Genomic DNA, 22,991 nt, shown 5'->3' on the forward strand with positions numbered 1-22,991 from the left:
TTTAAGGTTAAAACAAGACATCAACAGCGGCAGCTTATTTGTCGCCCAGCTGCTCTGACATGGTATTGCCCGGGTTCGGCGTACGCGGTTCATCAACCGGACGCGGCGCACGAGGCGTGCCATTGTTGTCAGAGTTGTTAGAAGAACCTGGTTCTTCCCAACCCGCTGGCGGACGAACATCGCGACGAGCCATCAGGTCGTCAATCTGCGGCGCATCGATGGTCTCATACTTCATGAGCGCATCTTTCATCGCGTGCAGAATATCCATGTTGTCGTTCAGCAACTGGCGAGCACGACCATAGTTACGCTCAATCAGCGATTTCACTTCCTGGTCGATGATACGCGCGGTTTCATCGGACATATGCTTCGCTTTCGCGACGCTGCGGCCGAGGAACACTTCACCCTCTTCTTCCGCATACAGCAGCGGACCGAGTTTGTCGGAGAAGCCCCACTGGGTCACCATGTTACGCGCCAGGTTCGTCGCCACTTTAATGTCGTTGGACGCGCCGGTAGAAACATGTTCCGGACCGTAGATAATCTCTTCCGCCAGACGACCGCCGTACAAGGTGGAGATCTGACTTTCCAGTTTCTGACGGCTGGCGCTGATCGCATCGCCTTCCGGCAGGAAGAAGGTCACACCCAGCGCACGACCGCGCGGGATAATCGTCACTTTGTGTACCGGATCGTGCTCCGGCACCAGGCGACCGATAATCGCGTGGCCCGCTTCGTGGTAAGCGGTAGACTCTTTCTGCGCTTCCGTCATCACCATGGAGCGGCGTTCCGCACCCATCATGATTTTGTCTTTCGCTTTTTCGAACTCAACCATCGAGACGACGCGTTTGTTGCCGCGGGCAGCAAACAGGGCCGCTTCGTTGACCAGGTTGGCCAGGTCGGCACCGGAGAAGCCAGGGGTACCGCGAGCAATGATTGCCGCATCGATATCCGGCGCCAGCGGAACGCGACGCATATGCACTTTCAGGATCTGCTCACGACCGCGAACATCCGGCAGGCCAACCACCACCTGGCGGTCAAAACGACCCGGACGCAACAGCGCGGGGTCAAGAACGTCCGGACGGTTAGTCGCCGCGATAACGATAATGCCTTCGTTACCTTCAAAGCCGTCCATCTCAACCAGCATCTGGTTCAGGGTCTGCTCACGTTCATCGTGGCCACCGCCAAGACCGGCGCCACGCTGGCGGCCGACGGCGTCGATTTCATCGATGAAGATGATGCAAGGCGCTGCTTTCTTAGCCTGTTCGAACATGTCACGCACACGAGATGCACCAACACCGACGAACATTTCTACGAAGTCAGAACCGGAAATAGTAAAGAACGGCACTTTTGCTTCGCCAGCGATCGCTTTCGCCAGCAACGTTTTACCGGTACCCGGAGGACCGACCATCAGGACGCCTTTCGGGATCTTACCGCCCAGCTTCTGGAAGCGGCTCGGCTCACGCAGGTATTCCACCAGTTCGCCGACCTCCTCTTTCGCTTCGTCACACCCGGCAACGTCAGCAAAAGTGGTTTTGATCTGATCTTCCGTCAGCATACGGGCTTTGCTTTTGCCGAAGGACATCGCGCCCTTCCCGCCGCCGCCCTGCATTTGCCGCATAAAAAAGATCCAGACGCCGATCAACAGCAGCATAGGGAACCAGGAGATGAAGATGGAAGCCAGCAGGCTTGGCTCTTCTGGTGGTTCACCAACCACTTTGACGTTTTTAGTCAACAGGTTATCGAGCAGCTTCGGATCGTTAACCGGAATGTAAGTCGTGTAACGGTTACTATCTTTCTTGGTAACGTTGATCTCACGTCCGTTGATACGCGCTTCGCGAACCTGGTCCTGATTGACCTCTTGCAGGAAGGTAGAATAATCCACCTTGCGGCCATTCGACTCGCTGGGCCCAAAGCTCTGGAATACTGACATCAGCACAACGGCAATGACCAGCCAGAGTATTAGGTTTTTCGCCATGTCACTCAAGGGATTAACCTCTTATTACAACTGTGTTAAAAACAGCGTCAGGATACTCTATATCCAGTTTCTTTCAAACTTTCGTTTGAAATCTGCCGGTTATGGTTTACGCCCGGTCGCTACAATATACACTTCACGCGAACGAGCGCGGGAAGAGTCCGGCTTACGAACTTTGACCTTCGTAAACAGGGAGCGAATTTCTCGAAGATACTCATCGAAGCCTTCGCCCTGGAACACCTTCACTACAAAACTACCACCTGGCGCTAATACATCACGAGACATTTCAAGCGCCAGTTCTACCAGATACATAGCCCGGGGAATATCCACCGCCGGTGTTCCGCACATATTCGGCGCCATATCGGACATGACCACTTGTACTTTACTGTCGCCCACTCGCTCAAGTAACGCTTTCAGGACTAATTCATCACGAAAATCGCCCTGAAGGAAGTCCACACCAACAATTGGATCCATTGGTAAAAGATCGCAAGCGATGATGCGGCCGCTGTTGCCGATCTGCGTGACCGCATACTGCGACCAGCCACCGGGAGCAGCACCGAGGTCGACTACCGTCATCCCCGGCTTAAAAATTTTGTCACTTTGCTGTATTTCATCAAGTTTAAACCAGGCACGGGAACGTAACCCCTTTTTCTGTGCCTGTTGAACATATTTATCGCTAAAGTGTTCCTGAAGCCAGCGGCTTGAGCTGGCAGAACGCTTTTTACCTGTCATTTAACATTCCCGTTCGGGTTCATCGTACTTTACTGCGTAAAAATCGACGCGGTAGTTTGGCGATATATGGGAGATGGCGGTAGAATGACCCGTTTTCAATCCCAACGTAAGCAAAAAAATACGATGAATCTGAGTACTAAACAAAAACAGCACCTGAAAGGTCTGGCACATCCGCTCAAGCCGGTAGTTATGCTTGGCAACAATGGTTTGACCGAAGGGGTACTGGCCGAGATCGAACAAGCGTTAGGGCACCATGAACTCATCAAGGTGAAGATCGCCTCAGAAGATCGCGAAACTAAAGCCTTGATCGTGGAAGCCATCGTGCGCGAAACCGGCGCCTGTAACGTACAGGTCATCGGTAAAACGCTGGTTCTGTACCGCCCAACGCCAGAGCGTAAAATCTCGCTGCCACGCTAAGAATATCCTCAATCCCGACACAACTTTGTGTAAAACGAGGGATTTCTGTGGCCAGGCGAGCAAAATGCCATGCTCGTGACGTTGATAAAAGGCCGCTATGCGGCCTTTTTCCTTTCTTTACAATCTATAAACATCGTAGCGGGAAATACGCCTTACAGGTATTCAACCTTGGTAATTTCGTATTCCACTTCCCCACCCGGTGTACGGATAGTCACGACGTCATCCTGCTCTTTACCGATCAGACCACGGGCAATCGGCGAGTTCACGGAGATCAGATTCTGCTTAAAATCAGCTTCGTCATCGCCCACGATACGGTAGGTCTGCTCCTCGTCAGTATCGAGGTTCAGCACACTGACGGTTGAACCAAAAATCACCCGGCCATTGTTCGGCATTTTGGTGATATCGATAACCTGCGCGTTGGACAGCTTCGCTTCGATGTCCTTGATACGCCCTTCGCAGAAGCCCTGCTGTTCACGCGCAGCGTGATACTCGGCATTCTCTTTCAGATCGCCGTGTTCACGGGCCTCAGCAATAGCGGCAATGATTTCAGGACGACGCACAGACTTCAGATAATCCAGTTCTTCGCGCAGTTTTTCAGCGCCACGTAAGGTCATCGGAATCGCTTGCATTAGTTATACCTCTTTATCATTCCTTCAGGGAACGGATAGCCCCGCTCCGCCACCTGTCCTGTACACGGGCAGGACACGAGCAAAAAGAAACCGACCCGGGAAACACTCCCCAGGTCAGCAGCAATTTTTCATTTGATAGGTATTTTACCCCGAAGTTCATTATGGGTCATCGTTTACTTTACTGGGCGTTGCACCGTAGTATGACGGCCTGGCTTCAGGTTGTTAGCGCGAGATTATGCGATTTCCCAGATTTATCATCGGATTGACTGCCGGTATAGCGCTTAGCGCTCAGGCGGCGAATATTGACGAGTACATCACCCAGCTTCCCGCCGGTGCGAACCTTGCCTTTATGGCGCAAAAGGTCGGCGCGTCGACGCCGGAAATCGACTATCACAGCCAGCAAATGGCACTTCCAGCCAGTACGCAAAAGGTCATCACCGCGCTGGCGGCGCTGCTGCAACTGGGGCCCGATTTTCGCTTCACCACCACGCTGGAAACCAAAGGCTCACTGGACGGCGGCGTGCTGAAAGGCGATCTGATCGCCCGCTTCGGCGGCGACCCAACGCTGAAGCGGCAGGATATTCGCAACATGGTAGCGACGCTAAAAAAAGCTGGCGTGCAGCGTATCGACGGCAATGTGCTTATCGATACCTCGGTCTTCGCCAGCCATGATAAAGCGCCGGGGTGGCCGTGGAACGACATGACGCAATGCTTCAGCGCTCCGCCTGCGGCGGCGATTGTCGACCGCAACTGCTTCTCGGTCTCGCTGTATAGCGCGCAGAAGCCGGGCGATCTCGCCTTCATTCGCGTCGCCTCCTATTATCCGGTCACCATGTTCAGTCAGGTTCGCACCCTGGCGCGCGGCTCATCGGAAGCCCAGTATTGCGAACTGGACGTGGTGCCGGGCGACCTCAACCGCTATACCCTCACCGGCTGCCTGCCGCAGCGTAGCGAACCGCTGCCGCTGGCCTTTGCGATACAGGATGGTGCCAGCTATGCCGGGGCGATCCTTAAAGCGGAGCTGAAGCAGGCGGGGATCGCCTATAGCGGCACGCTGCTGCGTCAGACACTGGCCAATGAGCCCGGTACGGTATTAGCCACCACCCAGTCGGCGCCGCTGCACGATCTGCTGCGGATCATGCTGAAGAAATCCGACAACATGATTGCGGATACCGTTTTTCGTACCATCGGTCATGCCCGGTTCGGCGTACCAGGGACCTGGCGGGCAGGATCCGATGCCGTACGTCAGATCCTGCGTCAACAGGCTGGTGTTGATCTTGGCAACACCATCATCGCCGACGGCTCTGGCCTGTCGCGCCACAACCTGATCGCCCCGGCGACCATGATGCAGGTGTTGCAGTATATCGCCCAGCACGACACCGAGCTCAACTTCATCTCTATGCTGCCGCTGGCGGGCCATGACGGCTCGCTGCAGTATCGCGCCGGCCTCCATCAGGCGGGCGTCGATGGCAAAGTCTCGGCGAAAACTGGGTCACTGCAGGGGGTTTATAACCTTGCGGGCTTCATCACTACCGCCAGCGGGCAAAAGGTGGCCTTCGTGCAATACCTCTCCGGCTACGCCGTGGAGCCAGCCGATCAGCGTAATCGCCGCATACCGTTGGTGCGCTTTGAAAGCCGGCTTTATAAGGATCTGTACCAGAACAACTAAAAACAAAAGGGCCGCATCAGATGCGGCCCTTTTTGATCCAGAGAAGTCAGGATTAGCGTTTGTAGATGAATTCGACGCCTTCTTCGTCGTCTTCGTCCCAGTCGTCATCCCAGTCTTCGTCATCTTCCACTTCGGCTTCGGCCTCTTCAAGCTGCTGACGGTGATAGTCGTCCCACATAAACTCGACTTTCTCCGGCTTCTGCTCTTCTTCCGCCTGCACGATGGGGTTTTCGATGATGAAGGTCATCACGTCCCAGCACAGATCTTTCACGCCCTGCTGGCTGGCGGCGGAGATCAGGTAGAATTTCTCTTCCCAACCAAGCGCTTCAGCAATCGCCTTCGCTTTAGCTTCGGCTTCCGCTTTGTCCATCAGGTCAATCTTGTTAAAGACTAACCAGCGCGGTTTGGAGGCCAGCTTCTCGCTGTATTTCTCCAGTTCGCCGATGATGATGCGCGCGTTCTCAACCGGATCGGAACCGTCGATAGGCTCGATGTCGATCAAGTGCAGCAATACGCGGCAGCGCTCAAGGTGCTTGAGGAAGCGGATACCGAGGCCTGCGCCTTCCGCTGCGCCTTCAATCAGCCCCGGGATATCGGCGACCACAAAGCTCTTCTCGTTGTCCATACGCACCACGCCCAGGCTTGGTACCAGGGTGGTAAACGGATAGTCAGCCACTTTTGGCTTGGCGGCGGAGACCGCACGGATGAAGGTGGATTTACCGGCGTTCGGCATCCCCAGCATTCCGACGTCCGCCAGCAGCATCAGCTCCAGCTGCAGGTCGCGCTTATCACCCGGCGTACCCATGGTCTTCTGACGCGGGGTACGGTTAACGGATGATTTAAAACGGGTGTTGCCCAGACCGTGCCAGCCGCCCTTCGCCACCATCAGACGCTGACCGTGTTTGGTCATATCGCCCATGGTCTCGCCGGTGCCCTGGTCGATAACCCGGGTCCCGACCGGCACTTTTACCGTCACGTCTTTACCACGCTTACCGGTACAGTCGCGGCTCTGGCCATTCTGCCCGCGTTCGGCGCGGAAAGATTTTTCAAAACGGTAGTCGATCAGGGTATTCAGGTTCTCGTCCGCTTCCAGCCAGACATCGCCGCCGTCACCGCCATCGCCGCCGTCCGGGCCGCCTTTCGGAATATATTTTTCGCGGCGGAAGCTTACGCAACCATTGCCGCCGTCACCTGCTACGACCAGGATCGTTGCTTCATCTACAAACTTCATTTTACTCTCCGTAAATCATTCGCCTGAGCGGGGCAGCGGTACTACCGCCTCTCGCTTACGCCAACGTCCCCAAAGACGATGACCGATGGCGGAATACATCGCGCCCGCAACCACGACAAACGCACCGAGATAACCAATCAGGTTTAACATCGGTCTGGCGAAAACATCGGGCCAGGCCATTGATAATAAATCAGAAAACAGTAGCGTAAACAGTGGCGTCAAGGTGATTAACGCGCTGACCTGCGCCGCCTGCCAGCGCGCCATGGCTTCCGCCAGCGCGCCGTAGCCGACCAGGGTATTTAGCCCGCAAAAAATCAGGCATGCCAGTTGCCAGCTGCTTAACCGGGATATCACCCCAGGCTCAGCGAGCGGCAGTAATGCAATCGTACATAAAGTGTACAGCAAAAATAGTATCTGCTGCGATGCCAGACGGCGCAATAACACCTTTTGCGCGACGCCGTAGCTTACCCACACCGTGGCGGCAGCAACGCCGAAAATTACCCCCCACGTGTAGTCCGTCAGGCGGGTAAAGATTTCAATCAGGCTGGTGTTGAAGAACATCACCAGCCCGCTGAGCAGCATCAACGCGCCCACCACCTGGGTGCCGCGCATGCGCTCTTTCAGAATCACGACGCTAGCCACCATCATGCCCACCGGCGATAGCTGGCCGATGACCTGAGAAGCCGTGGGGCTGAGATACTGCAGGGAAGAACTGAACAGAATGAAGTTACCGAACAGACCGCCGGTGGCAATCGCTAATAAGACCAGCCAGCGCGGCTTGCGAAAAATCCGCAGCGGCGGCAGTTTGCCTTTGATCGCGAGGATCGCGCCAAGGCCAATACTGGCCATCAGGAAGCGATAAAACACCACCGTTGGCGGCGCCATCACCTCAAGAACCTGCTTCATTGCAATCGGCAACGCTCCCCAACACATCGCGGTGGTAAGCGCCAGAATAATGCCAATCCCAGCCTGCTGCTTCATGCCTGTTTCCCTGCAAAAATTTTCCGGTAGACGAATGTAAAAAGCCCCGCAACGTGTTGCGGGGCTTTCATCCGTTACCGGGACGCGAAAAACTTATTCAGCAACGATGCTGATGAATTTACGGTTTTTCGGGCCTTTAACTTCGAACTTGACTTTACCGTCAGTCAAAGCGAACAGAGTGTGGTCACGGCCGCAACCAACATTGGTGCCAGCGTGGAATTTGGTACCACGTTGACGAACGATGATGCTACCTGCCAGAACTGCTTCACCGCCGAAACGTTTTACGCCCAGACGTTTAGCTTCTGAATCGCGACCGTTACGAGTCGAGCCGCCAGCCTTTTTATGTGCCATTTAAATCTACTCCTCAGGTCTTAGGCGCTGATGCCAGTGATTTTCACATCAGTGAACCACTGACGATGGCCCTGCTGCTTACGATAGTGTTTACGACGACGAAACTTAACGATTTTAACTTTCTCGCCACGACCGTGAGCAACAACTTCAGCTTTGATTACGCCGCCCTCAACGAAAGGAACGCCGATCTTGATTTCTTCACCGTTTGCGATCATCAGCACTTCAGCGAACTCAACAGCTTCGCCAGTTGCGATGTCCAGCTTTTCCAGGCGAACGGTCTGACCTTCGCTTACTCGGTGTTGTTTACCACCACTTTGGAAAACCGCGTACATATAAAACTCCGCTTCCGCGCACCTCTTCGTGTGATTCAGAGTGCGCTATAAATATTCACAATAGGGCGCGAATATTACGCAAAACGCGAGCCTTTGACAAGAGCGATTAGCGATCAATGCAGAAAAAAAACACAACTTTCACGACAACGTTTATCTACGGCAATTTTTCAGTACAATCATATCTTCTTTTAATTCTGTCTTAATCCTTCTGTGATCCCACCTGGATTCATGGTAACAGGACATTTGGCCCGGCTTTTGCGATGAATTTAGAAAAAATCAATGAGTTAACCGCGCAAGATATGGCGGGTGTCAATGCGACGATTCTTGAGCAACTCAACTCCGATGTTCAGCTTATCAATCAGTTAGGCTATTACATCGTCAGCGGCGGCGGCAAACGCATTCGCCCGATGATTGCTGTGCTCGCCGCGCGCGCGGTGGGTTATCAGGGGAGCGCGCATGTCACCATTGCTGCGCTGATTGAATTTATTCATACCGCCACCCTGCTGCATGACGACGTCGTCGATGAGTCTGATATGCGTCGCGGCAAAGCCACGGCAAATGCGGCGTTTGGCAATGCCGCCAGCGTGCTGGTCGGCGATTTTATCTATACCCGCGCCTTTCAGATGATGACCCAGCTGGGCTCGCTGAAGATCCTCGAGGTCATGTCGGAAGCGGTGAACGTCATTGCCGAAGGCGAAGTGCTGCAGCTGATGAACGTCAATGACCCGGATATCACGGAAGAGAACTACATGCGCGTCATCTACAGCAAGACGGCGCGTCTGTTTGAGGCAGCCTCGCAGTGTGCGGGACTGTTGGCCGACTGCACTGCGGAAGAAGAGCGCGCGTTGCAGGATTATGGCCGCTATCTCGGCACCGCTTTCCAGCTGATCGACGATTTACTCGATTACAGCTCCGACGGAGAGCGGCTCGGTAAAAACGTCGGTGACGACCTCAACGAAGGTAAACCGACGCTACCGCTGCTGCACGCCATGCACCATGGTACCGCCGATCAATCGGCGATGATCCGCGGGGCTATCGAGCAGGGCAACGGCCGCCATCTGCTGGATGCCGTCCTGGAAACGATGGCTGCCTGCGGTTCGCTGGAGTGGACGCAGAAACGTGCTGAAGAAGAAGCTGACAAAGCGATTGCCGCGCTGCAGATTCTCCCGGACACCCCCTGGCGTGAAGCCTTGATCGGGCTGGCGCATATCGCGGTTCAGCGCGATCATTAATCCCCTCTCCTTCCCGCGCAGTGCGCGGGAAAGTTCCAGTAAAAACCCATTCCCTACCGTAAATTTCCGGATATCTTGATACATTCTGAATATTCCGACGCTTTAACAGAACTTGTTAGAACCTTACCTGGTGCGCGGGTATAGTGTCTCCGTCGCCCATATGGGCCGTTCAGGATCTTTATCACCAGGAGAATTTATGGATAAGTTCATCGACTGGCATCCCGCAGATATTGTTGCTGGATTACGTAAACGGGGAACATCGCTGGCGGCAGAATCGCGACGGCACGGTCTGAGTTCTTCAACGCTGGCGAACGCCCTGACCCGCCCCTGGCCGAAAGGCGAATTAATCATCGCCACGGCGCTGGATACACAGCCATGGGTCATCTGGCCGTCACGCTACCATGATCCGGTAACGCATGAGTTTATCGACAGAACGCAGATGATGCGTCAGAAGAAGATGGACAAGTGATGGGATTATGCGACAAGGACCCGGGAGAGACGCCCGGGCCCTGTCAGGACGCGATTACTCGCCTTTCACGCGCTGAATATTGGCACCCAGCGCCTGCAGTTTATCTTCGATACGCTCATAGCCACGATCGATATGATAGATGCGATCGACGATGGTGGTTCCCTCAGCGATACAACCTGCCAGCACGAGGCTCGCCGAAGCACGCAAATCGGTCGCCATCACCTGCGCGCCCGAAAGCTGCTTCACGCCGTGGCAGATCGCGGTATTGCTCTCGATCTCCGCGTGAGCACCCATACGGATCAGTTCCGGAATGTGCATAAAGCGGTTTTCAAAGATCGTTTCGGTGATCACGCCAGTCCCTTCCGCGACCAGGTTGAGCAGCGTGAACTGGGCCTGCATATCGGTCGGGAAGCCCGGATGCGGCGCGGTACGCACGTTAACCGCTTTCGGACGGTTGCCATGCATATCAAGGCTGATCCAGTCTTCGCCCGTTTCGATGTCCGCTCCGGCGTCGCGCAGCTTCGCCAGTACGGCATCGAGGGTATCTGGTTGCGCGTTACGGCAGAGGATCTTGCCGCCGGAAATGGCTGCGGCCACCAGGAAGGTCCCGGTTTCAATACGGTCCGGCAGCACACGGTAAACGCCGCCACCCAGACGCTGCACGCCTTCGATGGTGATGCGATCGGTACCCTGGCCGCTGATTTTTGCGCCCAGCGCGTTAAGGAAGTTCGCGGTATCGACGATCTCCGGCTCGCGAGCGGCGTTTTCGATAATCGTCGTCCCCTCGGCGAGGGTCGCTGCGCTCATGATAGTGACGGTGGCGCCGACGCTCACTTTATCCATCACGATATGCGCGCCTTTCAGACGACCATTGACCGAAGCTTTTACATAACCTTCTTCCAGTTTGATCTCGGCGCCCAGCTGTTCCAGGCCGCTAATATGCAGATCGACCGGACGCGCGCCGATGGCGCAGCCGCCAGGCAGAGAGACTTGTCCCTGACCGAAACGCGCCACCAGCGGCCCCAGCGCCCAGATAGAGGCGCGCATGGTTTTCACCAGATCGTACGGAGCACAGAATACATCGACCGGGCCGGCGTCAATCCACACCGAACCATTGCGCTCTACCTTCGCGCCCAGCTGACTCAGCAGCTTCATGGTGGTATCGATGTCTTTCAGCTTAGGTACGTTCTGGATCTCTACCGGCTCTTCGGCAAGCAGCGCGGAAAAAAGGATTGGCAGGGCGGCGTTTTTTGCACCGGAGATGGTGACTTCGCCCTGAAGGCGAGTCGGCCCCTGAACACGGAATTTATCCATTGATTCTGTTCTCTATTAAAAATTCACATACGCTGCAGGGGATCCCCCACAGCTTAGAAGCCATTTAGTTTGCGGTCTCGCGCCCACTCCTGCGGAGTAAAGGCCTTGATCGACAGCGCATGGATGCGGTTGTCAGCAATATATTCCATCAGCGGCGCGTAGACGCTCTGCTGCTTTTTAACCCGACTCATGCCATCGAACATCTCACCCACAGCAATAACCTGAAAGTGGCTGCCATCGCCAGAGACGTGGACTTCCTGGAGGGGGAGTGCGTTCATCAGCACGGTCTGAATTTCATGATTTTCCATGGGCTCAAATTTATCTGATAGTGAAAACAGCCCAACATCTTAGAGGAAAGTGGCGCGGTCTTAAACAAGCAAAAAGCCCCGGCGAAAAGATTGCCGGGGCTTTCGGAATAGCTTCAGCGCTAAGACACTGAAAAGATTATGGGATCATATCGACAGGCAGGTTGTAAAGACCGACCAGCGTTTGCAGATTTTCGCTCTTGCCGATCAGCCGCGCTTCCCGGCCCTGGCGGCGAATCAGCGCCACAAAATGTACTAACAGCGCCAGGCCCGCCGTGTCCACGCGCGTGGTCTGACTGAGATCGATGATCGCTGTCCCGGCTGTCGCCTGGGCGCGTGCCTCCCAGAGCGGGACCAGCAGATCCTGGTCCAGCTCTCCGTGCAGCGCCAGCGTCTCGCCATCACGAGTCCAGCTCAGCTGCCCGCTCATTATTTTTTCTGTTCCAGGGTGATCGGCTGAGCGGAGATCGCTTTGAGCTGCGCGGTCAGGCCATCAACGCCCTTGGTACGCAGCAGGTCGCTCCACTCGTTTTGTTTGGTGGTGATCATGCTGACCCCTTCCGCAATCATATCGTAGGCCTGCCAGTTGCCGGTCTGGGTATTTTTACGCCACTGGAAGTCGAGACGTACCGGCGGACGGCCGTTCGGGTCGATGATAGTGACGCGGATCGGAATGATGGTCGCGCTGCCCAGCGGCTGTTCCGGGGCAATCTGGTAGGTCTGACCATGGTACATTGCCAACGCCTGGCCATAGGCCTGCTTCAGGTATTCACGGAAGGCGGCAAAATAAGCTTCACGCTGCGCCGGGGTAGCTTCTTTGTAATAGCGGCCCAGCACCAGCGCGCCGGCATACTTCACCTGCACATAAGGCAGAAGCTCCTGGTCGACGATGTCGCGCAGATAGTTAGGGTTGGCCTTGATCTTCGGCTGTTCATTCTTCAGGCGATCGAAGGTTTTCTGCGCCGCTTCATTCATCAGCTTATACGGATTGGACTGGTCTGCCGCCTGGGCGGCGGTCAGCGGGGCAATCACCAGCATGGCGACCATGAGTAAGCGTTTAAACATATCGTGTTTCTCCTGAAATTAATGCGTCGTGCCGGCTGCCGGCGTCGCGTCAGTATGACCTTCTGCCTCGGCCTTATCATTGCCAGAATTCTGATTGTCGCCGCCCTTACTGTTATAAAGGAACTGACCAATCAGATCTTCCAGCACCATAGCGGACTTGGTGTCCTGGATAGTACCGCCGTCTTTAAGAATAGTCGTCCCGAGGTCCGGGTCTTCAAAACCGACGTTCAGCGCCAGATACTGCTCGCCCAGCAGGCCAGAGGTGCGGATCGCCAGCGAACTGGTATCAGGGATATGGTTGTAGCGCTCATCGATATCGAGCTCCACGCGCGGCAGATAGGTTTTCGGGTCGAGGGTGATGTCCGCCACGCGGCCAACAACCACACCGCCGATGCGCACCGGCGAGCGTGCTTTCAGGCCGCCGATATTATCGAAGGTCGCGTAAAGACGGTAAGTCGGCTCAGTACGTAGCGAGGTGACGTTCGCCGCCTTCAGGCAGACAAACAGCGCCGCCAGCAGCGCCACCAGTAAGAACACCCCTACCCAGATTTCATTTTTTTTCGTTTGCATGAACTCAATTCCCAAACATCAGCGCAGTCAGCACAAAATCCAGCCCCAGAACCGCCAGCGACGCATGCACCACGGTGCGCGTAGTCGCACGGCTAATCCCGGCGGAAGTGGGGATAGCGTCATAACCATTGAATAACGCAATCCAGGTTACCGTAATGGCGAATACCAGGCTCTTAATCAGGCAGTTCACCAGATCCATTCGCCAGTCGACGGCATTTTGCATCGCGGTCCAGAAAAAACCACCATCAATGCCTTTCCAGCTCACGCCCACCAGCGCTCCACCCCAGATCCCCACCGCAACGAAGATAATCGTCAGCAGCGGCAGCGAAATGACGCCGGCCCAGAAACGGGGAGAAATGACGCGGCGCAGCGGATCCACCGCCATCATCTCCATACTGGAGAGCTGTTCCGTGGCCCGCATCAGGCCAATCTCGGCGGTCAGCGCCGACCCGGCGCGACCGGCAAACAGCAGCGCGGCGACCACCGGCCCCAGCTCGCGCAGCAGCGACAGCGCCACCAGCATGCCAAGACTGGTCTCTGCGCTGTAGGTGGTTAAGACCAGATACCCCTGCAGCCCGAGCACCATACCGATAAACAGGCCCGATACAATGATAATCAGCATCGACAGAACGCCGACGTTGTAGAGCTGACGAACCAGCAGCGGCGCGTGCTTGCGAAACTCTGGCTTGCCGACAACGGCGTTGAACAGCATTAATCCGGCGCGTCCAAAGGTCGCGGTGGTTTTAATACCGCGATGGCCTAGCGCGGCCAGCGCATTAAACAACATCAGTCGCTCAACTCCCTATGCCTAATAAATCATGGTGATAGTCGCCAGCCGGATAACGGAACGGCACCGGGCCGTCGGCAATACCATCAATGAACTGACGAACCCGAGGGTCAGCATTCTCACGTAGCGACTGGGCGCTGCCGTGGGCGACAATCTTTTTATCCGCCACGATATACGCATAGTCCGCAATGCTCAGCACCTCAGGCACATCGTGCGAAACCACGATGCAGGTGACACCCAGCGTGCTGTTGAGTTCAGAAATCAGCTTCACCAGCACGCCCATGGTGATGGGATCCTGCCCGACGAACGGTTCGTCGAACATAATGAGATCCGGCTCCAGGGCAATGGCCCTCGCCAGGGCGGCGCGGCGCGCCATGCCGCCGGAAAGCTCAGAGGGCATTAACTTCGCCGCACCGCGCAGCCCTACCGCCTCCAGCTTCATCATCACCGTCGTATGCAGCAGCGCAGGCGGCAGATGCGTATGTTCGCGCAGCGGGTAGGCGACGTTGTCAAAGACATTGAGGTCGGTGAACAGCGCCCCGGACTGGAACAGCATGCTCATCCGCTTACGCACCGTGTACAGACGCGAACGGGTCATCTGCGGCACGTTCTCGCCATCGAACAGGATCTCTCCCCTGTCCGGCGGGATCTGTCCGCCGATCAGGCGTAACAGGGTAGTCTTGCCGATCCCCGAAGGTCCCATAATCGCAGTAATTTTACCGCGCGGCACCGACAGCGAGATGTCGTCGAAGATCACGCGATCGCCGCGAGAAAAGCGGATACCGCGCACTTCAACTAAATTCGCCTGAGTTTGGCTCATAAAATCATCCTTACTAAGCACCTGATGGGCAAGCATCGCCCTTTCTTACGCCACAATCACAACATTTTTACAGAATCTTACCTGCACAGGTTAGCGAAAGCTGGCATTTGTTTTACTTTTGGCACGCATAAAGTCAAAATTAAGAATTCGTTACGCTGCGTAGGGATAACCCAGCGAGGCGACGATTATACCTGAAGAAAGGACTTTAGATGCTCTTAGCGACGGCTCTGTTAATTATTGGTTTATTGCTGGTTGTCTACAGTGCCGATCGTCTGGTCTATGCCGCCTCCATCCTCTGTCGCATGTTGGGGATCCCGCCGCTGATCATCGGTATGACGGTGGTGAGTATTGGCACTTGCCTGCCAGAGATCATGGTTTCCACCGCGGCCTCGCTGCATGGACAGACCGATCTGGCGGTGGGCACCGCGCTCGGCTCCAACATTACTAATATTCTCCTGATCCTCGGTCTGGCTGCCTTACTCAGGCCATTTACCGTGCATTCTGATATTCTGCGCCGCGAATTACCGCTAATGTTGCTGGTCAGCGTACTGGCAGGGCTGGTGCTCTATGATGGTCAACTGTCCCGTCTCGACGGCCTGTTTTTACTGGCGCTGGCGCTGCTATGGCTGCTGTTCACCATCAAAATCGCCCGTCTGGCGGAACGCCAGGGAAGCGATAGCCTGACCCGCGAACAGCTGGCCGAACTGCCGCGTGAAGGGTCGCTGCCGGTCGCTCTGCTGTGGTTAGGGGTGGCGATGATCGTCATGCCGATGGCCACCCGCATGGTGGTAGATAACAGTACGGTGCTGGCAAACTATTTTGCCATCAGTGAACTGACCGTCGGCCTGACGGTAGTGGCGATAGGCACCAGCCTGCCGGAGCTGGCCACCGCCATCGCCGGGGCGCGCAAAGGGGAAGATGACATTGCCATCGGCAATATCATCGGCGCAAATATCCTCAATATTGCGCTGGTGCTGGGTTTGCCGGCGCTGATCGCGCCGGGAGCCTTTGCGGCGGAAGCCTTTACCCGCGACTATGGCGTGATGTTGCTGGTCAGCCTGATCTTCGCCGTGCTGTGCTGGCGCCGCCAGCAGCAGCCGGGACGACTGGTTGGCGCGCTGCTGGTCGGCGGTTTTGTGGTTTGGTTGGCGATGCTGTTCTGGACAGCGCCGCTCTTCGTTGAATGACTCGGGATAACATCATGTCGCAAATAGATTTGCCCACGGATTTTGACTTTCAACAGGCAGGCCGTCAGGTGCTGGAAATTGAACGTGAAGGTCTGGCCCAGCTCGATCAGTATATAAATGACGATTTCACCCGCGCCTGCGAAACGATTTTCCGCTGCGGCGGGAAGGTCGTGGTGATGGGGATGGGCAAATCCGGCCATATCGGCCGCAAAATGGCGGCAACCTTCGCCAGTACCGGCACGTCGGCATTTTTTGTCCACCCAGGCGAAGCCGCGCACGGCGATTTGGGCATGGTTACGCCGCAGGACGTGGTGATTGCGTTGTCGAACTCCGGCGAATCGAACGAAATCCTCGCGCTGATCCCGGTACTGAAACGTCAGCAGGTGAAGCTTATCTGCATCACCAGCCGGCCTGAAAGCAGCATGGCGCGCGCGGCGGATATCCATCTGTGCGTGAAAGTGCCGAAGGAGGCCTGTCCGTTAGGGCTGGCGCCCACCTCCAGCACCACCGCCGCGCTGGTGATGGGCGATGCCCTCGCCGTCGCCCTGCTGGAAGCCCGCGGCTTTACCGCTGAGGATTTCGCCCTCTCGCATCCGGGTGGCGCACTCGGTCGTAAGCTGTTGCTGCGCGTCAATGATATTATGCATACCGGTGATGAGATCCCGCACGTCGGCCTGCAGGCCACCCTGCGCGATGCGCTGCTGGAAATCACCCGTAAAAATTTAGGTATGACCGCTATCTGCGATGACGACATGAACATCATCGGTATCTTTACCGACGGTGACCTGCGGCGGGTCTTCGACACCGGCATTGATATGCGCGATGCCAGCATTGCCGACGTCATGACCCGGGGAGGGATCCGTATCCGTCCCGGCACCCTGGCGGTGGATGCGCTAAACCTGATGCAATCCCGTCATATCACCTGCGTGCTGGTTGCCGATGGCGACCATCTGCTGGGTGTGGTACATATGCACGATCTCCTGCGCGCGGGCGTAGTGTAAGTAAGGAAAAAATAATGAATAATGCTGATGCTCAGTTAGCGACCTGCTATGGGCCGGTAAGCCAGACGTTTCTCGATCGCGCGGCTAAGATCCGTTTACTGATCCTTGATGTCGACGGTGTATTATCCGACGGGCTTATCTATATGGGTAATCACGGCGAGGAGCTGAAAGCGTTCAACGTCCGCGATGGCTATGGTATCCGCTGCGCGCTGACCTCTGGCATTGAAGTGGCGATTATTACCGGACGAAAAGCTAAACTGGTAGAAGATCGCTGTCAGACGCTGGGCATCACGCATTTGTATCAGGGGCAGTCGGACAAGCTGCTGGCGTTCCGCGATCTCACTGACAAACTGGGCGTGCGGCCAGAGGAAGTCGCCTACATCGGCGACGATCTGATTGACTGGCCGGTGATGGCCGAAGTGGGGCTTAGCGTCGCCGTCGCGGATGCGCATCCGCTGCTGCTGCCGCGCGCCGATTACATCACCCGGATTAATGGCGGACGCGGCGCGGTACGCGAAGTCTGCGATTTGTTACTATTGGCGCAGGGCAAGCTGGATGAGGCCAAAGGGCAATCAATATGAGTAAAACCAGACGTTGGGTTATCATTTTACTGTCGCTGCTCGCGCTGATCCTCATCGGCCTGAATTTGGCGAATACGGACGACACGGCCCAGCAGGAGGTCAATCCCAACGACCCGACGTATAAAAGCGAACACACTGACACCGTGGTGTACAGTCCGGAAGGCGCCCTGAGCTATCGGCTGATTGCCGAGCATGTGGAGTATTTTTCCGATCAGGAGGTCTCCTGGTTTACCAAACCAGTGATGACCACCTTTGATACCAATAAGGTGCCGACCTGGTCAGTCAGAGCAGATAAAGCGAAGCTGACAAATGACCGGATGCTCTATCTTTACGGGCACGTTGAGGTGAATGCGCTCGCGCCTGACTCTCAACTGCGCAAAATTACGACGGATAACGCCCAGATAAATCTGGTAACGCAGGACGTTACCTCTGATGACATGGTGACGTTATACGGCACCACATTTAATTCCAGCGGCCTGAAAATGCGTGGAAACCTTCGCAGCAAAAATGCCGAGCTGATTGAAAAGGTGAGAACCTCTTATGAAATTCAGAACAAACAAACTCAGCCTTAAGATTGCGCTCGCCGGCGCGTTACTGGCCGCCAGCCTGCCGGCCCTCGCCAAGACGGGCGATACCGATCAGCCGATCCATATCGAATCCGATCAGCAGTCGCTGGATATGCAGGGCAATGTCGTCACCTTCACCGGTAACGTGGTCGTGACTCAGGGGACGATCAAAATTAACGCTGATAAAGTGGTGGTCACCCGTCCGGGCAATGAAAAAGGCAAAGAGGTGATCGAAGGTTTCGGTAACCCGGCCACCTTCTACCAGATGCAGGATAACGGCAAACCGGTAAAAGGCCGGGCGTCGAAAATGCGCTATGAGCTGCAGAACGATTACGTCGTGCTGACCGGCAACGCGTACCTTGAACAGCTCGACAGCAACATCAAGGGCGACAAGATCACCTATCTGGTGAAAGAGCAAAAAATGCAGGCCTTCAGCGACAAAGGTCGACGCGTCACCACCGTTCTGGTGCCGTCCGAGCTGCAGGACAAAAGCGGCAACCAGCAAAAGAAGAGTAACTAATCCGTTATGGCAACCTTAACTGCGAAGAATCTCGCTAAAGCGTATAAAGGCCGCCGCGTGGTGGAAGATGTCAGTCTCACCGTTAACTCGGGGGAGATTGTCGGCTTGCTTGGCCCCAACGGCGCCGGTAAAACCACCACCTTCTACATGGTGGTCGGGATTGTGCCGCGCGACGCGGGCAATATTATCATTGATGACGAAGACATCAGCCTGCTGCCGCTGCACGCGCGCGCGCGCCGGGGGATCGGCTATCTGCCGCAGGAAGCCTCGATTTTCCGTCGCCTGAGCGTTTATGACAACCTGATGGCGGTCCTGCAGATTCGTGACGATTTGAGCAGCGAGCAGCGGGAAGATCGCGCCAAAGAGCTGATGGAAGAGTTTCATATTGAGCACCTGCGCGACAGCCTCGGTCAGGCGCTCTCCGGTGGTGAACGCCGCCGCGTCGAAATCGCCCGCGCGCTGGCGGCCAACCCGAAATTTATACTTCTGGATGAACCCTTTGCCGGCGTGGATCCGATCTCGGTTATCGACATCAAACGCATCATTGAGCATTTGCGCGACAGCGGCCTCGGCGTACTGATTACCGACCATAACGTCAGAGAGACTCTCGCGGTCTGCGAACGCGCGTATATTGTCAGTCAGGGACACCTTATCGCTCATGGTACACCGCAGCAGATCCTCGAAGATGAGCAGGTTAAGCGCGTGTATCTTGGGGAAGACTTCAGACTCTGATAGGGTAGAGGTTACAGACGTTTTAGCCGGAGATATTTACCCTGAACATGAAGCAAGGTTTGCAATTAAGGCTTAGCCAACAGCTTGCCATGACGCCGCAGCTGCAGCAGGCGATTCGTTTGCTGCAGTTGTCCACGTTAGAACTCCAGCAAGAGCTCCAGCAAGCGCTGGAAAGTAACCCGTTGCTTGAGCAAACCGATCTTCACGACGAGGTAGAGGCGAAAGAGGTGGAGGACCGCGAGTCTCTCGATACCGTCGACGCACTTGAGCAAAAAGAGATGCCCGACGAGCTTCCTCTCGATGCCAGCTGGGATGAAATCTATACCGCCGGTACGCCGTCAGGCAACGGCGTGGATTACCAGGACGACGAACTCCCCGTTTATCAAGGCGAGACCACCCAGACGCTGCAGGATTACCTGATGTGGCAGGTCGAGCTGACGCCCTTCACCGATACCGACCGCGCCATCGCCACCTCCATTGTCGACGCCGTCGACGATACGGGCTACCTCACCGTTCAGATTGAAGATATCGTCGACAGCATCGGCGATGAGGAGATCGGCCTCGAAGAAGTGGAAGCCGTCCTGAAGCGCATCCAGCGTTTTGATCCGGTTGGCGTCGCGGCGAAAGATCTGCGCGACTGTCTGCTGATCCAGCTCTCGCAATTCGCCAAAGAGACGCCGTGGCTGGAAGAGGCCCGGCTGATTATCAGCGATCATCTCGATCTTCTGGCCAACCATGATTTCCGCACCCTGATGCGGGTGACCCGGCTAAAAGAAGAGGTGCTGAAAGAGGCGGTGAACCTGATCCAGTCCCTGGATCCCCGTCCAGGCCAGTCCATTCAAACCAGCGAACCGGAATATGTCATTCCCGACGTGCTGGTGCGCAAGGTCAGCGGCCGCTGGACCGTGGAGCTCAACGCCGACAGCATTCCACGGCTGAAAATTAATCAGCAGTATGCGGCAATGGGCAACAGCGCCCGCAATGACGCCGACGGCCAGTTCATTCGCAGCAATCTGCAGGAAGCCCGCTGGCTGATTAAAAGTCTGGAAAGCCGCAACGATACCCTGCTGCGCGTGAGCCGCTGCATCGTAGAACAACAGCAGGCTTTTTTCGAACAGGGTGAAGAGTATATGAAGCCGATGGTGCTGGCCGATATCGCCCAGGCCGTCGAGATGCATGAATCGACGATTTCCCGTGTCACCACGCAAAAATATCTGCACAGTCCGCGCGGTATTTTTGAACTGAAGTATTTCTTCTCCAGCCATGTCAATACCGAAGGCGGCGGCGAAGCCTCGTCGACGGCGATTCGCGCGCTGGTGAAGAAACTCATCGCCGCGGAAAATCCCGCGAAGCCGTTGAGCGACAGTAAGCTCACCTCCATGCTGTCCGAGCAGGGTATCATGGTCGCGCGCCGCACTGTCGCGAAGTACAGAGAGTCTTTATCCATCCCGCCGTCAAACCAGCGTAAACAACTGGTCTGACACAACCGATAAGGAAGACACTATGCAGCTCAACATTACAGGACACAACGTCGAGATCACTCCCGCGATGCGCGACTTCGTCACGGCGAAGTTCAGCAAGCTGGAACAATTTTTCGACCGGATCAATCAGGTCTATATTGTGTTAAAAGTAGAGAAAGTGACGCAAATTGCGGACGCGAATCTGCATGTCAACGGTGGCGAAATCCATGCCAGTGCGGAAGGGCAGGATATGTATGCAGCTGTCGATGGTCTTATCGACAAGCTGGCAAGGCAGTTAACGAAGCATAAAGATAAACTAAAACAACACTAATTGTCCGGGCCCCCCTGCGTCAGCCGCCAGGTAACATCGGCGACGGGCGCGGGGGCGCTCAGGTGAAATTATGATGAACAACGATTCGGCTCTACAACTGAGCAACGTCCTGAACCAGGAATGTACCCGTAGCCAGGTTCACTGCCAGAGCAAGAAGCGTGCTCTGGAAATCATTAGCGAACTGGCCGCCAAACAGTTAAGTTTGCCGCCGCAGGTGGTGTTCGAAGCGATCCTCACCCGCGAAAAAATGGGCAGTACCGGGATTGGCAATGGTATCGCCATTCCCCACGGAAAACTGGAAGAGGATACGCTGCGTGCTGTCGGCGTTTTTGTCCAGCTGGAAACCCCCATCGCCTTCGACGCGATCGACAATCAGCCTGTCGACCTGCTGTTCGCGCTGCTGGTGCCGGCCGATCAGACAAAAACCCACCTGCATACGCTCTCCCTGGTGGCCAAACGGCTGGCCGACAAAGCGATTTGTCGTCGCCTGCGCGCGGCGCAGAGCGATGAAGAGTTGTATGAGATCATCACCGAAGCAGGAAGCAGCGATGACGCATAACGGCAGTCGCACCTTATCCTTTATCGTACTGAGGAGAAACGGTACATGGTACTGATGATCGTCAGCGGCCGCTCGGGCTCGGGTAAATCCGTCGCTCTGCGAGCGCTGGAAGATATGGGCTTTTACTGCGTGGATAACCTGCCGGTCGTGCTGCTGCCCGATCTGGCACGGTCGCTGGCTGACCGCAATATTTCGGCGGCCGTCAGCATCGACGTGCGGAACATGCCGGAATCACCGGAGATCTTCGAGCAGGCGATGAAAAACCTGCCGGAGTGCTTTTCGCCGCAGCTGCTGTTTCTCGATGCCGATCGCAACACGCTGATCCGTCGATACAGCGACACCCGTCGCCTGCATCCGCTGTCGAGCAAGAATTTGTCGCTGGAAAGCGCCATCGATGAAGAGAGCGATCTGCTGGAGCCCCTGCGCTCGCGGGCCGATCTGATTGTCGATACCTCGGAGATGTCGGTTCACGAGCTGGCGGAAATGTTGCGCACCCGGCTGCTGGGTAAACGAGAACGCGAACTGACCATGGTCTTCGAATCCTTCGGCTTTAAGCACGGTATCCCGATCGATGCCGATTACGTCTTTGACGTGCGCTTTCTGCCAAACCCGCACTGGGATCCGAAGCTGCGTCCCATGACCGGTCTGGATAAGCCGGTGGCCGCCTTCCTCGATCGGCACACCGAAGTGCACAACTTTATTTACCAGACCCGGAGCTATCTTGAGCTATGGTTACCGATGCTGGAGACCAACAATCGCAGCTATCTGACGGTGGCCATTGGCTGCACCGGCGGTAAACATCGTTCGGTTTATATTGCTGAACAACTGGCTGACTACTTCCGCTCGCGCGGCAAAAACGTGCAGTCTCGTCATCGGACGCTGGAAAAACGTAAATCATGACCGTAAAGCAGACCGTTGAAATCACCAATAAGCTGGGCATGCACGCCCGCCCGGCGATGAAGCTGTTCGAACTGATGCAGAATTTCGATGCCGAGGTGTTGCTGCGCAACGATGAAGGCACGGAGGCGGAAGCCAACAGCGTCATTGCCCTGCTGATGCTGGACTCGGCGAAAGGACGGCAGATAGAGGTGGAGGCCAGCGGTCCGCAGGAAGTGGAAGCCCTCGCCGCGGTGATTGCCCTGTTTAATGCCGGGTTTGACGAAGACTAAAGGTGACGCTTCCCG

The 22,991-nt window shown here is 55.9% G+C and carries 29 protein-coding genes; 15 read left to right on the forward strand and 14 right to left on the reverse strand.

Features of this window, described 5'->3' with window-relative positions:
* Positions 1–34: 34 nt before the first annotated feature.
* Entirely contained in the window at positions 35–1,969 is a 1,935-nt protein-coding gene (ftsH, locus tag ACQUTI_RS18555) for an ATP-dependent zinc metalloprotease FtsH (protein WP_004206183.1), read from the reverse strand.
* Positions 1,970–2,068: 99 nt separating this feature from the next.
* Positions 2,069–2,698 carry a 23S rRNA (uridine(2552)-2'-O)-methyltransferase RlmE gene (gene rlmE, locus ACQUTI_RS18560; protein ID WP_002918373.1) on the reverse strand — a complete coding sequence of 210 codons (630 nt, stop codon included), beginning with the start codon at positions 2,696–2,698 and terminating at the stop codon, positions 2,069–2,071.
* 123 nt (positions 2,699–2,821) lie between these two features.
* Here rlmE and yhbY point away from each other — a divergent pair, with 123 nt between their 5' ends.
* The gene (gene yhbY, locus ACQUTI_RS18565; protein WP_002918374.1) at positions 2,822–3,115 is read left to right on the forward strand and encodes a ribosome assembly RNA-binding protein YhbY; all 294 of its coding nucleotides are present in this window, start codon (positions 2,822–2,824) and stop codon (positions 3,113–3,115) included.
* A gap of 152 nt (positions 3,116–3,267) precedes the next feature.
* Here yhbY and greA read toward each other — a convergent pair whose 3' ends face one another.
* The gene (gene greA / locus ACQUTI_RS18570; protein WP_002918375.1) at positions 3,268–3,744 is read right to left on the reverse strand and encodes a transcription elongation factor GreA; all 477 of its coding nucleotides are present in this window, start codon (positions 3,742–3,744) and stop codon (positions 3,268–3,270) included.
* Positions 3,745–3,979: 235 nt separating this feature from the next.
* On the opposite strand from greA, the gene dacB reads away from it, so the two are divergent.
* On the forward strand, positions 3,980–5,413 hold the full coding sequence (dacB, locus tag ACQUTI_RS18575; protein WP_004206185.1) for a serine-type D-Ala-D-Ala carboxypeptidase: 1,434 nt from the start codon (positions 3,980–3,982) through the stop codon (positions 5,411–5,413).
* A gap of 52 nt (positions 5,414–5,465) precedes the next feature.
* Here the strand turns inward: dacB and cgtA are convergent, their stop codons facing one another.
* From cgtA to rplU, 4 genes are all read right to left on the reverse strand, one after another.
* Positions 5,466–6,644 carry an Obg family GTPase CgtA gene (gene cgtA / locus ACQUTI_RS18580; RefSeq protein WP_004206186.1) on the reverse strand — a complete coding sequence of 393 codons (1,179 nt, stop codon included), beginning with the start codon at positions 6,642–6,644 and terminating at the stop codon, positions 5,466–5,468.
* Between the two features lie 15 nt (positions 6,645–6,659).
* Positions 6,660–7,625 carry a DMT family transporter gene (locus tag ACQUTI_RS18585; RefSeq protein WP_004206187.1) on the reverse strand — a complete coding sequence of 322 codons (966 nt, stop codon included), beginning with the start codon at positions 7,623–7,625 and terminating at the stop codon, positions 6,660–6,662.
* A gap of 93 nt (positions 7,626–7,718) precedes the next feature.
* Complete coding sequence (gene rpmA / locus ACQUTI_RS18590) at positions 7,719–7,976, reverse strand: 50S ribosomal protein L27 (RefSeq protein WP_002434222.1); 258 nt, start codon at positions 7,974–7,976, stop codon at positions 7,719–7,721.
* A 20-nt stretch (positions 7,977–7,996) separates the two neighbouring features.
* The gene (gene rplU, locus ACQUTI_RS18595; protein WP_002918379.1) at positions 7,997–8,308 is read right to left on the reverse strand and encodes a 50S ribosomal protein L21; all 312 of its coding nucleotides are present in this window, start codon (positions 8,306–8,308) and stop codon (positions 7,997–7,999) included.
* 260 nt (positions 8,309–8,568) lie between these two features.
* Between rplU and ispB the strand changes: the two genes are divergently transcribed.
* Together ispB and sfsB are read left to right on the forward strand one after the other, a co-directional pair.
* Positions 8,569–9,540, forward strand: coding sequence for an octaprenyl diphosphate synthase (ispB, locus tag ACQUTI_RS18600; RefSeq protein ID WP_004206188.1), 972 nt, complete (start codon positions 8,569–8,571; stop codon positions 9,538–9,540).
* A gap of 196 nt (positions 9,541–9,736) precedes the next feature.
* Positions 9,737–10,009 (forward strand): DNA-binding transcriptional regulator SfsB, encoded by a 273-nt coding sequence (sfsB, locus tag ACQUTI_RS18605; protein ID WP_004206189.1) that lies wholly within the window; start codon positions 9,737–9,739, stop codon positions 10,007–10,009.
* A gap of 54 nt (positions 10,010–10,063) precedes the next feature.
* Here the strand turns inward: sfsB and murA are convergent, their stop codons facing one another.
* The 7 genes from murA to mlaF all read right to left on the reverse strand — a co-directional run bounded on the left by murA (position 10,064) and on the right by mlaF (position 14,870).
* Positions 10,064–11,323: a UDP-N-acetylglucosamine 1-carboxyvinyltransferase gene (murA, locus tag ACQUTI_RS18610; RefSeq protein ID WP_004206190.1), complete on the reverse strand. Its 1,260-nt coding sequence runs from the start codon at positions 11,321–11,323 to the stop codon at positions 10,064–10,066.
* Between the two features lie 53 nt (positions 11,324–11,376).
* Entirely contained in the window at positions 11,377–11,631 is a 255-nt protein-coding gene (ibaG, locus tag ACQUTI_RS18615) for a BolA family iron metabolism protein IbaG (protein ID WP_004144910.1), read from the reverse strand.
* Between the two features lie 136 nt (positions 11,632–11,767).
* Positions 11,768–12,058 carry a lipid asymmetry maintenance protein MlaB gene (gene mlaB / locus ACQUTI_RS18620; protein ID WP_069603434.1) on the reverse strand — a complete coding sequence of 97 codons (291 nt, stop codon included), beginning with the start codon at positions 12,056–12,058 and terminating at the stop codon, positions 11,768–11,770.
* A complete protein-coding gene (mlaC, locus tag ACQUTI_RS18625) occupies positions 12,058–12,693 on the reverse strand; it encodes a phospholipid-binding protein MlaC (protein WP_004206194.1) in 636 nt (211 codons plus the stop codon). Before mlaC ends, mlaB begins: the two co-directional genes overlap by 1 nt.
* A gap of 18 nt (positions 12,694–12,711) precedes the next feature.
* Entirely contained in the window at positions 12,712–13,263 is a 552-nt protein-coding gene (gene mlaD / locus ACQUTI_RS18630) for an outer membrane lipid asymmetry maintenance protein MlaD (protein WP_004206195.1), read from the reverse strand.
* A gap of 4 nt (positions 13,264–13,267) precedes the next feature.
* On the reverse strand, positions 13,268–14,050 hold the full coding sequence (gene mlaE, locus ACQUTI_RS18635; protein WP_004150949.1) for a lipid asymmetry maintenance ABC transporter permease subunit MlaE: 783 nt from the start codon (positions 14,048–14,050) through the stop codon (positions 13,268–13,270).
* 7 nt (positions 14,051–14,057) lie between these two features.
* Positions 14,058–14,870 (reverse strand): phospholipid ABC transporter ATP-binding protein MlaF, encoded by an 813-nt coding sequence (gene mlaF, locus ACQUTI_RS18640; RefSeq protein WP_004206196.1) that lies wholly within the window; start codon positions 14,868–14,870, stop codon positions 14,058–14,060.
* 209 nt (positions 14,871–15,079) lie between these two features.
* Between mlaF and ACQUTI_RS18645 the strand changes: the two genes are divergently transcribed.
* The 11 genes from ACQUTI_RS18645 (at position 15,080) to npr (ending at position 22,976) form a co-directional block, all read left to right on the forward strand.
* Positions 15,080–16,057, forward strand: a complete 978-nt coding sequence (locus tag ACQUTI_RS18645; protein WP_004206198.1) for a calcium/sodium antiporter — start codon at positions 15,080–15,082, stop codon at positions 16,055–16,057.
* Positions 16,054–17,058, forward strand: coding sequence for an arabinose-5-phosphate isomerase KdsD (gene kdsD, locus ACQUTI_RS18650; protein ID WP_369707407.1), 1,005 nt, complete (start codon positions 16,054–16,056; stop codon positions 17,056–17,058). Before ACQUTI_RS18645 ends, kdsD begins: the two co-directional genes overlap by 4 nt.
* A gap of 14 nt (positions 17,059–17,072) precedes the next feature.
* Positions 17,073–17,639, forward strand: a complete 567-nt coding sequence (gene kdsC / locus ACQUTI_RS18655; protein ID WP_023319211.1) for a 3-deoxy-manno-octulosonate-8-phosphatase KdsC — start codon at positions 17,073–17,075, stop codon at positions 17,637–17,639.
* On the forward strand, positions 17,636–18,211 hold the full coding sequence (lptC, locus tag ACQUTI_RS18660) for an LPS export ABC transporter periplasmic protein LptC (protein ID WP_004206202.1): 576 nt from the start codon (positions 17,636–17,638) through the stop codon (positions 18,209–18,211). The genes kdsC and lptC overlap by 4 nt, the downstream gene beginning before the upstream one ends.
* Entirely contained in the window at positions 18,180–18,725 is a 546-nt protein-coding gene (gene lptA / locus ACQUTI_RS18665; RefSeq protein ID WP_002918415.1) for a lipopolysaccharide ABC transporter substrate-binding protein LptA, read from the forward strand. The genes lptC and lptA overlap by 32 nt, the downstream gene beginning before the upstream one ends.
* Positions 18,726–18,731: 6 nt before the next feature.
* Positions 18,732–19,457 carry an LPS export ABC transporter ATP-binding protein gene (gene lptB, locus ACQUTI_RS18670; RefSeq protein ID WP_004206203.1) on the forward strand — a complete coding sequence of 242 codons (726 nt, stop codon included), beginning with the start codon at positions 18,732–18,734 and terminating at the stop codon, positions 19,455–19,457.
* A gap of 47 nt (positions 19,458–19,504) precedes the next feature.
* Complete coding sequence (gene rpoN / locus ACQUTI_RS18675; protein WP_004206204.1) at positions 19,505–20,938, forward strand: RNA polymerase factor sigma-54; 1,434 nt, start codon at positions 19,505–19,507, stop codon at positions 20,936–20,938.
* Positions 20,939–20,960: 22 nt separating this feature from the next.
* Positions 20,961–21,248: a ribosome hibernation promoting factor gene (gene hpf, locus ACQUTI_RS18680; protein ID WP_004206206.1), complete on the forward strand. Its 288-nt coding sequence runs from the start codon at positions 20,961–20,963 to the stop codon at positions 21,246–21,248.
* Between the two features lie 70 nt (positions 21,249–21,318).
* Entirely contained in the window at positions 21,319–21,807 is a 489-nt protein-coding gene (ptsN, locus tag ACQUTI_RS18685) for a PTS IIA-like nitrogen regulatory protein PtsN (protein ID WP_004144926.1), read from the forward strand.
* A 45-nt stretch (positions 21,808–21,852) separates the two neighbouring features.
* Positions 21,853–22,707 (forward strand): RNase adapter RapZ, encoded by an 855-nt coding sequence (gene rapZ / locus ACQUTI_RS18690; RefSeq protein ID WP_004206208.1) that lies wholly within the window; start codon positions 21,853–21,855, stop codon positions 22,705–22,707.
* Positions 22,704–22,976 (forward strand): PTS phosphocarrier protein NPr, encoded by a 273-nt coding sequence (gene npr / locus ACQUTI_RS18695; protein ID WP_002918431.1) that lies wholly within the window; start codon positions 22,704–22,706, stop codon positions 22,974–22,976. The genes rapZ and npr overlap by 4 nt, the downstream gene beginning before the upstream one ends.
* The last annotated feature ends 15 nt before the right edge of the window (positions 22,977–22,991 follow it).

The organism is Klebsiella sp. 7-CIP_Kleb., assembly GCF_050378655.1.
GTDB classification, from domain to species: Bacteria; Pseudomonadota; Gammaproteobacteria; order Enterobacterales; family Enterobacteriaceae; genus Klebsiella; species Klebsiella quasipneumoniae.

Bases quoted from the DNA above. Each gene is read 5' to 3' on its own strand.
- ftsH (WP_004206183.1), bottom strand. From the start codon at position 1,969: ATGGCGAAAAACCTAATACTCTGGCTGGTCATTGCCGTTGTGCTGATG.
- rlmE (WP_002918373.1), bottom strand. From the start codon at position 2,698: ATGACAGGTAAAAAGCGTTCTGCCAGCTCAAGCCGCTGGCTTCAGGAA.
- yhbY (WP_002918374.1), top strand. From the start codon at position 2,822: ATGAATCTGAGTACTAAACAAAAACAGCACCTGAAAGGTCTGGCACAT.
- greA (WP_002918375.1), bottom strand. From the start codon at position 3,744: ATGCAAGCGATTCCGATGACCTTACGTGGCGCTGAAAAACTGCGCGAA.
- dacB (WP_004206185.1), top strand. From the start codon at position 3,980: ATGCGATTTCCCAGATTTATCATCGGATTGACTGCCGGTATAGCGCTT.
- cgtA (WP_004206186.1), bottom strand. From the start codon at position 6,644: ATGAAGTTTGTAGATGAAGCAACGATCCTGGTCGTAGCAGGTGACGGC.
- ACQUTI_RS18585 (WP_004206187.1), bottom strand. From the start codon at position 7,625: ATGAAGCAGCAGGCTGGGATTGGCATTATTCTGGCGCTTACCACCGCG.
- rpmA (WP_002434222.1), bottom strand. From the start codon at position 7,976: ATGGCACATAAAAAGGCTGGCGGCTCGACTCGTAACGGTCGCGATTCA.
- rplU (WP_002918379.1), bottom strand. From the start codon at position 8,308: ATGTACGCGGTTTTCCAAAGTGGTGGTAAACAACACCGAGTAAGCGAA.
- ispB (WP_004206188.1), top strand. From the start codon at position 8,569: ATGAATTTAGAAAAAATCAATGAGTTAACCGCGCAAGATATGGCGGGT.
- sfsB (WP_004206189.1), top strand. From the start codon at position 9,737: ATGGATAAGTTCATCGACTGGCATCCCGCAGATATTGTTGCTGGATTA.
- murA (WP_004206190.1), bottom strand. From the start codon at position 11,323: ATGGATAAATTCCGTGTTCAGGGGCCGACTCGCCTTCAGGGCGAAGTC.
- ibaG (WP_004144910.1), bottom strand. From the start codon at position 11,631: ATGGAAAATCATGAAATTCAGACCGTGCTGATGAACGCACTCCCCCTC.
- mlaB (WP_069603434.1), bottom strand. From the start codon at position 12,058: ATGAGCGGGCAGCTGAGCTGGACTCGTGATGGCGAGACGCTGGCGCTG.
- mlaC (WP_004206194.1), bottom strand. From the start codon at position 12,693: ATGTTTAAACGCTTACTCATGGTCGCCATGCTGGTGATTGCCCCGCTG.
- mlaD (WP_004206195.1), bottom strand. From the start codon at position 13,263: ATGCAAACGAAAAAAAATGAAATCTGGGTAGGGGTGTTCTTACTGGTG.
- mlaE (WP_004150949.1), bottom strand. From the start codon at position 14,050: ATGTTGTTTAATGCGCTGGCCGCGCTAGGCCATCGCGGTATTAAAACC.
- mlaF (WP_004206196.1), bottom strand. From the start codon at position 14,870: ATGAGCCAAACTCAGGCGAATTTAGTTGAAGTGCGCGGTATCCGCTTT.
- ACQUTI_RS18645 (WP_004206198.1), top strand. From the start codon at position 15,080: ATGCTCTTAGCGACGGCTCTGTTAATTATTGGTTTATTGCTGGTTGTC.
- kdsD (WP_369707407.1), top strand. From the start codon at position 16,054: ATGACTCGGGATAACATCATGTCGCAAATAGATTTGCCCACGGATTTT.
- kdsC (WP_023319211.1), top strand. From the start codon at position 17,073: ATGAATAATGCTGATGCTCAGTTAGCGACCTGCTATGGGCCGGTAAGC.
- lptC (WP_004206202.1), top strand. From the start codon at position 17,636: ATGAGTAAAACCAGACGTTGGGTTATCATTTTACTGTCGCTGCTCGCG.
- lptA (WP_002918415.1), top strand. From the start codon at position 18,180: ATGAAATTCAGAACAAACAAACTCAGCCTTAAGATTGCGCTCGCCGGC.
- lptB (WP_004206203.1), top strand. From the start codon at position 18,732: ATGGCAACCTTAACTGCGAAGAATCTCGCTAAAGCGTATAAAGGCCGC.
- rpoN (WP_004206204.1), top strand. From the start codon at position 19,505: ATGAAGCAAGGTTTGCAATTAAGGCTTAGCCAACAGCTTGCCATGACG.
- hpf (WP_004206206.1), top strand. From the start codon at position 20,961: ATGCAGCTCAACATTACAGGACACAACGTCGAGATCACTCCCGCGATG.
- ptsN (WP_004144926.1), top strand. From the start codon at position 21,319: ATGATGAACAACGATTCGGCTCTACAACTGAGCAACGTCCTGAACCAG.
- rapZ (WP_004206208.1), top strand. From the start codon at position 21,853: ATGGTACTGATGATCGTCAGCGGCCGCTCGGGCTCGGGTAAATCCGTC.
- npr (WP_002918431.1), top strand. From the start codon at position 22,704: ATGACCGTAAAGCAGACCGTTGAAATCACCAATAAGCTGGGCATGCAC.